Source organism: Caloramator quimbayensis, assembly GCF_900167605.1.
In the GTDB taxonomy this organism is placed as follows: Bacteria; Bacillota; Clostridia; order Clostridiales; family Caloramatoraceae; genus Caloramator_B; species Caloramator_B quimbayensis.
Window position 1 is genome coordinate 1 of record NZ_FUYH01000006.1, and the last position, 13,061, is coordinate 13,061.

At 32.0% G+C, this 13,061-nt stretch carries 11 protein-coding genes; all 11 read left to right on the forward strand.

All coding sequences use genetic code 11. From position 1 onward, the window contains the following. The first annotated feature begins 510 nt into the window (after window positions 1–510). Window positions 511–885: a helix-turn-helix domain-containing protein gene (locus B5D15_RS04860; protein ID WP_078695997.1), complete on the forward strand. Its 375-nt coding sequence runs from the start codon at window positions 511–513 to the stop codon at window positions 883–885. Window positions 886–895: 10 nt separating this feature from the next. Then, window positions 896–1,717, forward strand: coding sequence for an ImmA/IrrE family metallo-endopeptidase (locus B5D15_RS04865; protein WP_078695998.1), 822 nt, complete (start codon window positions 896–898; stop codon window positions 1,715–1,717). A gap of 233 nt (window positions 1,718–1,950) precedes the next feature. Beyond that, entirely contained in the window at window positions 1,951–2,493 is a 543-nt protein-coding gene (locus tag B5D15_RS04870; protein ID WP_078695999.1) for a sigma-70 family RNA polymerase sigma factor, read from the forward strand. Window positions 2,494–2,617: 124 nt separating this feature from the next. Then, window positions 2,618–3,706, forward strand: a complete 1,089-nt coding sequence (glf, locus tag B5D15_RS04875; RefSeq protein ID WP_078696000.1) for a UDP-galactopyranose mutase — start codon at window positions 2,618–2,620, stop codon at window positions 3,704–3,706. A 181-nt stretch (window positions 3,707–3,887) separates the two neighbouring features. Next, window positions 3,888–4,547, forward strand: coding sequence for a phosphatase PAP2 family protein (locus B5D15_RS04880; protein WP_078696001.1), 660 nt, complete (start codon window positions 3,888–3,890; stop codon window positions 4,545–4,547). After that, window positions 4,548–5,564, forward strand: coding sequence for a glycosyltransferase family 2 protein (locus B5D15_RS04885; protein ID WP_078696002.1), 1,017 nt, complete (start codon window positions 4,548–4,550; stop codon window positions 5,562–5,564). Window positions 5,565–5,814: 250 nt separating this feature from the next. After that, window positions 5,815–6,948 (forward strand): response regulator transcription factor, encoded by a 1,134-nt coding sequence (locus B5D15_RS04890; protein WP_242948690.1) that lies wholly within the window; start codon window positions 5,815–5,817, stop codon window positions 6,946–6,948. 365 nt (window positions 6,949–7,313) lie between these two features. Beyond that, window positions 7,314–8,258: a (2S)-3-sulfopropanediol dehydratase activating enzyme gene (hpfH, locus tag B5D15_RS04895; RefSeq protein ID WP_078696004.1), complete on the forward strand. Its 945-nt coding sequence runs from the start codon at window positions 7,314–7,316 to the stop codon at window positions 8,256–8,258. Window positions 8,259–8,323: 65 nt separating this feature from the next. Then, complete coding sequence (gene hpfG, locus B5D15_RS04900) at window positions 8,324–10,843, forward strand: (2S)-3-sulfopropanediol dehydratase (RefSeq protein ID WP_078696005.1); 2,520 nt, start codon at window positions 8,324–8,326, stop codon at window positions 10,841–10,843. A gap of 226 nt (window positions 10,844–11,069) precedes the next feature. Then, on the forward strand, window positions 11,070–11,855 hold the full coding sequence (locus B5D15_RS04905) for a sulfite exporter TauE/SafE family protein (protein WP_078696006.1): 786 nt from the start codon (window positions 11,070–11,072) through the stop codon (window positions 11,853–11,855). A gap of 31 nt (window positions 11,856–11,886) precedes the next feature. Next, complete coding sequence (locus tag B5D15_RS04910) at window positions 11,887–13,035, forward strand: iron-containing alcohol dehydrogenase (protein ID WP_078696007.1); 1,149 nt, start codon at window positions 11,887–11,889, stop codon at window positions 13,033–13,035. The last annotated feature ends 26 nt before the right edge of the window (window positions 13,036–13,061 follow it).

Sequence of the window (13,061 nt, forward strand, 5' to 3'; positions counted from 1 at the left end):
CTTTTTAAAGTACGCCCCTCTTCCAGATGGAGACGAACTATTTTCTTTTTAAACTCTTCTTCATAATATTTTTGCATAGGTATCCCTCTTTTCTTATAGATTTATTATATCTATTAGATTGAGGTGTTACAACTTTAGTATACCATTACAATAATTTTTCGGAGGCCTTTCACCCAAGTGACAAGTGACAAACTCATGCTGCAAAAGAGAATACACCTAAAGCAGAGTTATATTTTAAAAAAGTATTGATTTAAATTTAAGAAAAGCAAAAGATAAAAACCTCTTAGAGTATAAATAAATATTACATTATATGTTAAAAATTACAAAAAACCTATTGACAGCCAAATAAAATTAATTATATAATTTAAGTAAGCTTTTTAGCGTACAAGCAAATAAGACATATATTTTAATTAGTTTTATTTGAGACAGAAGATTAAAATTAAAGTTAAAAAGGTTTGTTTAATTTTTAAATGTATATTAAAAATATAAATAGAATAGGTGAATGTAAAAATGAATAGTAATGTGAATAGTTTTGGAGAGTTTATAGCAAAAAAGAGGGAAGAAAAAGAAATAACACTTAGAGAAATGGCTAAAAAGCTTGATATTACGCCGCCCTATCTTAGCGATATTGAAAAGGATAGACGTAATCCCCCTGAAAAATCTAAGCTTGATTTAATAGCCCAAATATTAAATTTATCTGAGGATGAAAAAAGGTATATGTACGATCTTGCAGGTAAAAAGAGGAATGAAGTATCCCCAGACCTTCCTGATTATATTATGGAGAGGGATTATGTAAGAATGGCTCTGAGAAAGGCAATGGATGTTAATGCTGGAGAGAAGGAGTGGCTGAAGTTTGTAGAAGAACTTGAAAAAAGAGGGGAGTAGTTGCTGCAAAATGTATAATCCAGCTTTAAGAAAAAAGAAAAACGGTGTGCCCGTTTTGAGAAAAGAACAGATTGATGATATTGCTGAGTGTTTTGTTTCAGATTTTTGCCCTAATGCACTTAAGGTTCCTCAGGCTATAGATATTGATTCCTTTATAATGAATTATTTAAAGCTCAAACAGGATTTTCAATATTTATCCCACTGCGGCATTTATTTAGGAATGATAGTTTTTAATAATACGAGAAAGGTTATTGTGTACGATCCATATAAAGATAGAGCAGAATATATATCAGCAAAGGAAGGTACCGTAATAATTGACAATACACTTCTTGAGGCTAATCAGGAAGGAAGATACCGTTTTACGATGGCTCATGAGGGAGCACACTGGATTTTACACAGACATATGTTTCAAAGGGATTCAAACCAAATATCATTTTTCGAAAATATAAATGAGCCTATGATAAAGTGCAGGTCAACTTCAATAGAAGGTAAAACAAAGCCTGTTGAATTCTGGGATGATAATGACAGCATGGAATGGCAGGCAAATTATATGAGTTCTGCTATTTTAATGCCAAAATCTATGATATTTTCTTTATATCATGATAGCTATTTAGAAAAAACAACCGGTGAAAAAACAGGCATTGATGAGTTTTTCTTAAGTGAGGTATTTGCAGAGAATATAGCAACAATATTTAATGTATCATATCAAGCAGCAAAGGTTCGCTTAAAAAATTTAGGAATTATAAAAACAGAAGATTATAATCAAAATTCATTTTTAAAAGGCAGAAACTTTAAAAATTACTACAACAATAAAATTGTAAATAATTTTTAGCCCCATTAAGTTGGGGCAATTATAAGCAGCACATGTTAACAAAAATGCTAACGTGCTAATATAGAGGTATATTAATTTTTTTAAAATTAATGAAGAGTAAGAAGTAAATCTAAAAAGCTGCATTATAAATTACGGGAAAGGGTCGCTTTGTAAAATTTTCAAAGGACATTTCTTATAAGGCTGTCTTTAAAAGGATATTAATGAAAAACTCAAGAATTTTGGGGGGGATGTAAATGAGAGAAAAGGTTGCTGCTGCAAGGGAAGATGAAAAAATAAGGCTTGAAATTATTAAAAGTTTTGAGCCTCTTATTAAAAAGTGTTTTAAATATTATGTAAAAGATTTAAACTATTTTAATGATGCTATGCAGGAAGGATATTTAATCGTTTTAATGTGCATTTATAATTATGATTTTAATAAGGAATATCCCTTTGAAGGTTATGTTAAATCTTCAGTTATATACGGAATAAAAAATTTCGCAAGGAAGATAAAGTATAATGTAAGCCTTGACGAGCCTATAAATGAAGATGAGGGATGCCTTTATGATGTTATTGAATCTGATTTAGATGTTGAAGGTGAATTTGAGCACAGGGATAATATAAAAAATCTAAAAGCTGCTCTAAATAAGCTGTCAGAAAAGCAGAGAGGTGTTATAGATGAAATATATTTTAAAAATAAGAATATGAGAGAGATTTGCAAAAACAGAAGGTGCCACTATATGACTGTAGAAAAGCTAAAGGAAAGAGCAATTAAGGTATTGAGGGAGCAGCTTGGTTAGTGCCTTTTAATTTGTATAGAAGTTAAATTTGAAATATTTTTGATTTTATTTTAAAATTAATTATAAGCTAAATAAGTATAATTTAGATTTAGTAAGACTTCTTTATATTTTTGGAGGAAATATTATGTACAACTATGTTATTGTAGGAGCAGGCTTTGCAGGATGTACAGCGGCAGAAAGAATAGCAAATGTTTTAAATAAGAAAGTTTTAATAATAGAAAAGAGAAATCATATAGGCGGAAATGCTTATGATTATTTTAATGAGGATGGTATTTTAGTTCATAAATATGGTCCTCACATTTTTCATACAAACAATAAAGAAGTATGGGATTATATTTCAAATTTTACACAGTGGTATCATTATCAACATAGAGTTTTAGCATATGTAGATGGACAAACTGTTCCTATGCCAATAAACTTAGATACGATAAATAATCTTTATAACTTTGATTATACATCGGATGAGTTAAATAGCTATTTTGAAAGTATCAGATGCAATAAGGAAGAAATTTTAAATTCTGAGGATATGGTTATAACTAAGATAGGCATGGAACTGTATGAAAAATTCTTTAAAAATTATACAAAAAAACAGTGGGATTTATATCCGTTTGAACTTGAGCCGGAGGTTATAGCAAGAATACCTATAAGAAATAATAGAGATGACAGATATTTCACAGATAAATATCAAGGTATGCCAAAACATGGTTATACAAAGATTTTTGAAAATATGCTTAATAATAAAAATATAAATATATTACTAAATACCGATTTTAAAGATGTAATAGACGACATTGAATATGAAAATTTAATTTACACAGGACCAATCGATTATTATTTCGATTATAAATATGGTAAATTACCATATAGGTCATTAAAATTTGAATTTGATACATTAGATTGTGAAAAACATCAAGAGGCAGGAACAGTAAATTATCCAAATGATTATGACTTTACAAGAATAACTGAGTTTAAACATTTAACAGGGCAAAGACATTATAAAACTACAATTGTAAGAGAATACCCATCTTCACAGGGGGAGCCATATTATCCAATCCCGCAAAAGAAAAATACTGAACAGTATAAGCTCTATGAAGAAGAAGCACAAAAATTAAAAAATGTATTTTTCATTGGAAGATTGGCGAATTATAAATATTATAATATGGATAAGGTAGTTGAAGAAACTTTAAAGCTGTTTTATCAAACTATAAAATAAATTTATTTTTGGTGAACCTGATTTCACCAATTTTTTATTTTAATGGAAAGAAAATTAAAATTATATTAAATCTTCTATAGTTATATTGACTATATGGTGTATAAAATATTATACTTAAAAAAATTGTAAAATATATAGCTTTTATAGCAAAATAACTCATAAAGGAACACAGGTAAAGAAGATGAAGGTGATTAGAAAAATTTATGACTTTATACCAAAATATGCAATAAAACCCTTGATTTTATGTGTACTAATTAATTTTTCAGTGTATTCAGGAGCCCGTTTGTTTTATAAAAACAGAGTATTTCATGATTTAACAACGAATTTAGATAATAGTATTCCTGTAGTACCAATATTTATAGTATTTTATTTAGGAAGCTATCTGTTTTGGATTTTTAATTATATATTAATAAGCCGGATTAGTGAAGATAACTGCTATAGGCTTGCTATTTCGGATATATTGGGGAAATTAACTTGTTTTATTATTTATATAACTTTCCCTACAACTAATGTAAGACCTGAATTAACTTCAACTAACGTTTTTGTGGACATGCTTAAATTTTTATATAGTGTGGATGCTGCTAATAATCTCTTTCCATCTATTCATGTTTTAGTAAGCTGGTATTGTTTTGCAGGCATTAGATGTAATAAAACTATACCTTTGTGGTACAGATATTTCTCATTGTTTATGGCGGTTATGATAAGCATTTCAACCTTAACTACAAAACAGCATGTTATAGCTGACGTTATTGCAGGAGTAGTGTTAGCTGAATTAACATGGCAGTTTTCATTGCAGCTGCAGCTTTATAAACTAAAAAAATTAATAAAACAGGAGGCATAAATGAAAGTTCTAACTATAGCAATTCCTTGCTACAATTCAGCATCTTATATGCATAGGGCAATAGAGTCGCTTCTAATAGGCAGTGATGATATTGAAATTTTAATTATAAATGATGGTTCTAAAGATAATACTTCACAAATAGCTGATGAGTATGAAAAAAAATATCCTAATATAATTCGTGCAATTCACAAAGAGAATGGCGGTCACGGTGATGCTGTGAATACAGGACTAAAACATGCAACTGGTATATATTATAAGGTTTTAGACAGTGATGATTGGTTTGATAAAAACAGCTTTATAAAAGTTCTTGATGTACTTAGAGGCATGATTAATAATTCTCAATTAGTGGATATGGTAATTGCAAATTATGTATATGAAAAATTAAGCATAGGGAAATCAACAAGCATTAACTATAAAGGTGCAATGCCTGAAGAGAAGATATTTACCTGGGATGATATAGGATTTCTGAAAATCAGCCAGAATATATTAATGCATTCTGTAATTTATCGGACAGAAGTCCTTAGAAGTTGTAATTTAGAGCTTCCTAAGCATACATTTTATGTAGACAATATTTTTGTGTTTAAACCGCTGCCCTATGTAAAAACTATGTTTTATCTAAATGTGGATCTTTATAGATATTTTATTGGAAGAGAAGATCAGTCTGTTAATGAAAAAATAATGATAGGACGTATAGATCAGCAGATTAGGGTTACAAAAGTAATGATTGATAGTTATAATCCAATGCTTATAGAGAGTAAAAAGCTCCGTAAATACATGACTCAATATTTAACCATGATGATGACTATAAGTACGGTGCTGTTATTAAAATCAAATACAGAAGAAAATCTCAATAAAAAAGAAGAACTTTGGGATTATTTACGTACTACAAATGAGAACCTATATGAAGAAGTAAATAAAACAATCTTAGGGAAATTAATGCAAATCGACACTTCAATAGGAAGAAAGATAATATTATCTGGATATTCATTATCAAGGCAAATATTTGGATTTAATTAACTTCTATGAATGAGTGCTTTTAAAAACAATAAGGGATGGGAAGCTTAAGCTGACTATCCTTAATTTTTTACCTAATGGTTAATCATTAGGGTAAGCAATAATTCAGGTGATGATATGTGGAGGATATAAGGCTGGTTAAAAGTTTGTCATATTTGTGATATAATATAGCTAACTATAAACTATGTCGGCATTAATTTTAAATTTTATTTTCCTTTACATAGCACTATTTTTAGTTTTTTAAAAAGTATTGATGAAAGAAATGGAAGGGGATACCATGAGATATGAAAATATAGGGGATATAAATTTTTTCTCAGAAATGGCGGAGCATCAAATATCAGCACGTGAGTTCTTTAGCTGCGTTTTACTTGATTCTCTGGACAGAAATTTTGGCTTAAAAAATGTACTTATTTGCTACTTTGATAAGTACGGAAAATTTCTTTCATGGACGAGCCAGAAAGGCGTTATGAAAGACTGCGAAGAACACCCATACAGGAATTTTTTTGCAAATGACGTAATCAGATATAAAGTTTATCAGGATGCGGTTAGAGATCGTTTGACATATTTTAATGTTATACCAAGGCTATATAAATCAACAGATATTATCAGTTCTGTTGACTATAATCATTCTGCATATGTTCGTTTTATTGAGGAAAACTTTAATGCACATTACAGTGTGACAATGGCTTTCGGTATAAATGCCTACATTCAGGTTGTCTTTTTTAAGCCAATAGAGAACGGAGATTTTACAGATGAAGAAATAGAAGTACTAAACAAAATCTATGTTTATGTGGCCAACTCCTATAAAAATTTTAAAAAGTATGAACAGGCAAAAATAGTCTCAAACATACAAAGCGAAATTATTGCCTCAGGTGAAAAGGCATATCTTGTGACTGATGACTTCATGCATATTATGAGTTATAATGAGACGGCATCTAATTATTTGAAAGATATTTTAGGTCCTACTATAACCGAAGAGATTAGCAGTACAAAGCCTTGTACATGGCTGCCTTTCCTTCTTGGAAGTGAGGAAGATAATGTTGGTGAAAATCGTGTTCAAATACGCGTTATTAAAGATTATATTTTTAAAATTTATACCTATGATCAGAGCTATTCCAACGGAATTATTGACAGGTATCACTGGATTACTATTTCCATGAAGGAGGAAGGAAAGGGTTCGGATAATTTAGGGACAAGGTTGCCTTTAACCCAGGCCGAACAGAGAGTCGCAGAGCTAATGTATAAAGGCCTTACCTACAAAGCCATTGCTGATGAACTTGTGATTAGCTACCATACCGTAAAAAAACATGTACAAAATATATATACTAAGTGTGGAGTAAAAAGCCGCTTTCAATTATATAAATGGCTGGAGAATAAAGAACAATAATTACCCACTGAAGATATTATTAATACTTTCATAGATATTGTAGTAAAAGGGCTGTAGCACTAGCATTTTCTACTTGTTAGTGCGACAGCCCTTTTTTACCTTAATAATTTTTGTAATCAAAATATTGATACCTTGAAAGGATAAGTAAAAATTAAAATTTAACGCTTACTTTGAAAGAACTACTTAGGAATGACATATAAAATAAGGAACATTCCCTATATAAAATAATACGGAATTCTAATTTTGTTAAAATATTAACCATGATACACTTAATTATGTAAGAATTGCAGAAAGGTTTTGAATAATTCATTCCTGTCTGTCTGCTTTATATAAAAATAAGGTTGGGAAGTGAGAAACAATTGTCAATGAATGGGATTATATTTAATATTCAGAGATTTACAATACATGACGGACCAGGTATGCGTACAGAGCTTTTTTTAAAAGGGTGTCCATTAAGATGTGAATGGTGCAGCAACCCAGAGAGTTGGTTACCTTACATACAGATAGGTGTATATAAGACAAAATGTATTTCACTTAAGAAATGTGGTTTATGTGAGGAGGCTTGCCCAAAGGAGAATGTACTGAATTTTACGAGGGGTAAACTTACTTCTATAGATCGCAGTAAATGTACGAATTGCCTCGCCTGTTATGATGCCTGTCCATCGGACGCAATCAAGCAATGGGGTAAGGTTATGTCTATAGAAGAGTGTATGAAGGAGATACGCAAAGATATTGGATACTATGAACGTTCTGGTGGTGGAGTTACGGTTTCTGGAGGAGAGCCTCTGCTTCAAAGTGACTTTGTTGCAGAACTTTTTAAGATTTGCAAAGAGGAAGGTATTCACACTTGCTGCGAATCTACCTTACATGCCGATTGGAGAGAAATAGAAAAAATATTACCTTATACGGATCTTATAATTTCAGACATAAAACATATGGATACAACTATTCATAAAAAATATACTGGCGTTGACAATAATAAGATTTTAGAAAATTTAAAGAAATTAGCAGATAAAAATTATGAAATGATTTTGAGAATACCAATTATTCCCGATGTAAACGATGATATGAAGAATATAGAAGCTACAGCTGATTTTATTTTAAATGAGCTAAGAAATCGTGTCAGAACTTTACAGCTTTTGAGTTTTATGCGCCTTGGGGAAGAGAAGTATTCTTCATTAGGCATACCTTATAAAATGGAGAATGTAAAACTTAATAGAAAATCCTTTCAAAAGCATATAAATGAAATTTCAAATTATTTTAATAGTAGAGGTATACATTGCCTTGTGGGTACAAAAGAAAAACAGTAAAAAATTAAATATATATTATATAAATACATTAAATAAAACCTATGATTACAGAAGGAGGTATTTTAATGAGTATTAATAGGACAAATGCCTGTGGCACACAACCTTATGATCAGACTTATAGTCTTGGTTATCAGGTTCATCATGAAGACTGGTCTCCATTCCCACGCGTAAATTATCTTAGACAGAAATTTTTAGACAGACAATATTATATTGATGTAGAAAGATTAAGATTGGTTACTGAGGCGTATAAAAAGCATGAAGCAGCACCATCTAAGTTAAAATGTGCTTATGCCTTTGAGAATATACTACTCAATGTAACACTTCACATTTATGAACAGGATCTTATTTTAGGTGAGATTGCTGCACCTGCAAAGGCAGCACCAATCTATCCAGAGTTTTCAGTAAACTGGATTATAGATGAAATTTTAAATTCTCCATTTGAGGAGCGTGCTCATGATCAGTTCTATATAAGAAATGATGAAGAAAGAAAGGAAATCGTAGAACTGTGCAGATATTGGCAAGGTAAAACAGTCGAAGATCTTATAAATTCAAGACTTGAAGAAGATCAAATTAAGGGTTCACAATTAGGAAAGAGAATATTCCAGACAAACCTTTACCATTATGCAGGAGTAGGCCATTTAGTTATAGATTATGCTAAGCTGATGGAAGTCGGCTACGATGGCATGATTGAGGATGCTAAAAAACGCTATGAAAAGTTAGATAAGAAGGATCCCGAATATGGTGATAAGAGGGACTTCTACTTATCTATGATTATTATGCATGAAGCTGCTAAAAAATATATTGAGCGTTATGCAAAGCTTGCTGAAGAGTATGCTGAAAAAGAAGAGGATGCTAAGAGAAAAGAAGAACTTAAAACAATGGCAATTAACTGTCATCAAATAGCAGGAGGAGCACCAAAGACTTTTTGGCAGGCACTACAGTTATTCAATTTTGCAACAACACTAATTCAAATTGAAAGCAATGGACATTCCATTTCCTACGGCCGTATGGATCAATGGCTGTACCCATTCTATGAAAAAGATATTAAAAATGGCACTATTACTAAAGAATTTGCTCTTGAGCTTCTTGAAGTTTTATATGTTAAGATGAATAATCCAACAAAGCTTAAGGATAAAGGTACTGTATTAGTAAGAAACGGCCGAGGCTTTGGGGGTGAGAGCCTTACTATTGGTGGTGTAGACCGCAATGGCAATGATGCAACTAATGATTTAACTATGCTTATGTTAGAAGCTTCTGCACATACTCGTATGATGAATCCATGGGTTTGTGTGCGTATGCATGAAAATACACCTTATGAATTAAAGGTTAAAACAGTTGAGTGTATACGTGCAGGTTATGGACATCCAAAGATTTTCAATGATGCTCCAGCTATTAAAGCTATGATGAGAAAGGGAATGACTCTTGAAGAGGCAAGAGATTATGCAGTTGTAGGCTGTGTGGAGATTGACCTTCCTGGAAAAGAATTTGGTTGGCATGATGCGGCTTATGTGAATACACCAAAAATGATGGAGATGGTAGTCAATGGCGGAAGATGCCTTGATTGTGGACCTCATTGCGGAAGATGGGAAAGATGTGGAGCTATAGGCAGCCAGCTTGGACCTAATACTGGAAGTCTTGAAACTTATAAGAGCTTTGATGAGGTTCTTGAGAGTGTTGATAAGCAGTTTGACTACTGGTGTGATCAGATGTGCAGCAGTTTAAATATTATTGATAATGCCCATAGAACACTTAAACCCACTCCATATGTTTCCGCATTTTATGAAGATTGTCTTGAGTCTGGTAAGGATCTTACAGAAGGTGGAGCAAAGTATAACGGCATTGGACCCCAGGCAAGTGGATTGGGTACTTGTGCAGATTCTTTAGCAACTATAAAGCAGCTTATGTTTGATGAAAAACGTTATACAGGTTTACAGCTTCTTCAGGCGGTAAAGGACAACTGGGAAGGTCATGAAAAAATATATGCCCTTGTAAACAGTTCAAAGGTTCATCACTATGGTAACGATGATGATTATGCTGATGAATTATTCAAGTATATGTTTGAGTGCTACTGCAGACATATTAATGGAAGAAAAACTCCGAGAGGAGGAGAATACAGTCCTGGTGTATATTCTGTAAATGCAAATGTAGCTATGGGATTGAATACTAACGCTTCCCTTGATGGACGTAAGGCTTATGAAGCTATTTCTGATAATATGGGACCAGTTCATACTGATGCAGGTTCCCACGATATTAGTGGACCAACTGCAATCGTAAATTCCCTGACGAAAGTTGATCATAGTCTTGCAACTAATGGTACTCTAATGAACCTCAGATTCCCAGAGGATGCGGTTTCAGGTATAGAAGGAAGAGACAATCTTATAAGCCTTATTGATGAAATTATTGCGAAGAATGCAATGCATGTTCAGTTTAATATTATGAGTGCTAAAACCATGAGAGCTGCACAGAAAAAACCAGAAGATTACAAAGATATGCTTGTTCGTGTTGCTGGATATAGTGCTTATTTTGTAGAGCTTGGAAAGCCACTACAAAAAGATTTGATTCAGCGTACAGAGCTTCATTTTTAAGAGTATTATTAGAAATTAAAGTATTAAATTTTATAATTTTAAATTGTAAGCTAAGTGGACATACTTTTCTGTTCACTTAGTTTACAATAAAAGTTTTTAATATATTTGAAAATAGCAATTATAAACAAATTATCATGAAAATAAAATTAGAATTGTGTTACGTTATATTTGTTCTTTCTAAAAAATAGTTAAATACGATATTATTTATAAAATAGGAGGATTAATTATGATTTGGGAATTTTCTTTTTTACTTGTTGCTTTGATGCAGATTGTTGGATTTTTCGTTCAGGGATGTACAGGATTTGGTTGTACTGTTATAGCAGCTCCGGTTACAAACGGTTTACTTGGAACAAAAACAGGTGTACCCTATGGTACTCTTATAACTCTCCCATTTCTTTATTATTTGGGATTCAAAACGTACCGAGAGGTTTCTTGGAAAGACTTATTAAAGATTGTACTTTTATGTGCACCGGGAATTGTTATTGGAAATGTTTTGTTTTATAGAATTAGTGATGTTACTGCTAAAATATGTATTGGAGCTATGGTTACTTTTATTGCATTAATAAATATTTATAAACATATTATAAAACCTTTGGTTCTTAAAAAAGTAGAAACTGAAGAAGCAATAGATACTCCGGTTAAAAAGTTTTTACGCTATGGATGCCTTGCTTTAGGCGGTGTTGTTCATGGGGCATTTAACATAGGAGGTCCCCTAATAACTGTATATACGATTTCATCAGTAAAGGAAAAAGAAAAGTTCCGTAATACTATGAATATGGTATGGATTGTTCTTAATACATATAATGCATTTAACCAATACCGTAATGGTGCATGGACTCCTCGTTTGTTTAGTGCGCTTAGCATTGGTGTTCCGATGGCAGCTATAGGATTTTTCCTTGGTATGTCATTCTTAAAAAGAATTAATCGTGAACAGTTCTTACGTATGGTATATTGTGTATTATTGTTTATAGGCAGCGATATGTTTATTCGAAATCTTTTGAAAGTTTTATAAAATAAATTTGACAAAAGAAAGGTGAAGAAAAATGAAGGATTTTAACTTTAAAATTCCGCAGGATATTGAATTTGGAGTGGGAAGCTTAAAAAAACTTCCTGATATACTTAAGGAGAATAATGCAGGTCATGTATTTTTAATTTCTGATCATGGTTTGGAAAGTATAGGAGTAGTAAAGAAAATTCAGGATATTATAGAAGCTAAAGAAATTAAATGCACAACATATCTTGAAGTAAAACCTAATCCAACAGTAGATATTGTAAATGAAGCTACTAAAATATATAAAGAATCAGGTGCAACAAGTATTGTGGCTCTTGGTGGAGGAAGCCCAATGGATGTTGCGAAAGCAGTAGGGGTACTTGCAAGCTATGGAGGTAAAATTACAGATTATGAGGGAAATCATAAGGTTCCGGGAGCGATTGTACCGATAATTGCTATTCCTACAACTGCAGGAACAGGAAGTGAGGTAACAGCCTCTGCTGTAATTACAGATGAATCGAGAAATTATAAAATGACAGTATTTAGTTATGAAATTCTTCCTAAATATGCGATTTTGGATCCAGAACTCATTATGACAGCACCAGCATCAATTGCTGCTTCCTGTGGTATAGATGCTCTTATTCATGCATTAGAAGCATATCTGTCAAGAAATGCTTCTCCATTTTCAGATGCAATGGCTGAAAAAGCAATGGAATTAATTGGCAGAAATATACGCCGTTTTGTAGCAAACAGAGAAGATGAGGAAGCTGCATGTGCAATGATGGCAGGGAGCAATTTTGCTGGAATTGCCTTTGCAAGGGCAAGACTTGGTAATATACATGCAATGAGCCATCCTGTAAGTGCATATTTCAATGTCCCCCACGGAGTTGCAAATGCTGTACTTCTTCCCACAGTCATTGAGTATAATGCCCTATCTGACAATGGACGTTATGAAGTAATTTATAATTATATACGTGAAGGCAATGAAGCATATAATGGTTTTAAACCTGATATGTTAGTTAAGGAAATAAAAAAATTAAATGCAGATTTAGGAATTCCAAAATCACTATCAGAGGTAGGAGTTAAAGAAGAGACTATTCCTGATATGGCAAAAGATGCCTTAAAGAGTGCAAATATTTTAGCTAATCCAAGAAAATCCAATTTGAATGATATTATTGAACTTTATAGGAAAGCATTATAAAATAGGCTTATTATTAAGAACATCCC

Bases quoted from the DNA above. Each gene is read 5' to 3' on its own strand.
- B5D15_RS04905 (WP_078696006.1), top strand. From the start codon at position 11,070: ATGATTTGGGAATTTTCTTTTTTACTTGTTGCTTTGATGCAGATTGTT.
- B5D15_RS04885 (WP_078696002.1), top strand. From the start codon at position 4,548: ATGAAAGTTCTAACTATAGCAATTCCTTGCTACAATTCAGCATCTTAT.
- B5D15_RS04870 (WP_078695999.1), top strand. From the start codon at position 1,951: ATGAGAGAAAAGGTTGCTGCTGCAAGGGAAGATGAAAAAATAAGGCTT.
- B5D15_RS04865 (WP_078695998.1), top strand. From the start codon at position 896: ATGTATAATCCAGCTTTAAGAAAAAAGAAAAACGGTGTGCCCGTTTTG.
- glf (WP_078696000.1), top strand. From the start codon at position 2,618: ATGTACAACTATGTTATTGTAGGAGCAGGCTTTGCAGGATGTACAGCG.
- B5D15_RS04860 (WP_078695997.1), top strand. From the start codon at position 511: ATGAATAGTAATGTGAATAGTTTTGGAGAGTTTATAGCAAAAAAGAGG.
- B5D15_RS04880 (WP_078696001.1), top strand. From the start codon at position 3,888: ATGAAGGTGATTAGAAAAATTTATGACTTTATACCAAAATATGCAATA.
- B5D15_RS04890 (WP_242948690.1), top strand. From the start codon at position 5,815: ATGAAAGAAATGGAAGGGGATACCATGAGATATGAAAATATAGGGGAT.
- hpfG (WP_078696005.1), top strand. From the start codon at position 8,324: ATGAGTATTAATAGGACAAATGCCTGTGGCACACAACCTTATGATCAG.
- hpfH (WP_078696004.1), top strand. From the start codon at position 7,314: ATGAATGGGATTATATTTAATATTCAGAGATTTACAATACATGACGGA.
- B5D15_RS04910 (WP_078696007.1), top strand. From the start codon at position 11,887: ATGAAGGATTTTAACTTTAAAATTCCGCAGGATATTGAATTTGGAGTG.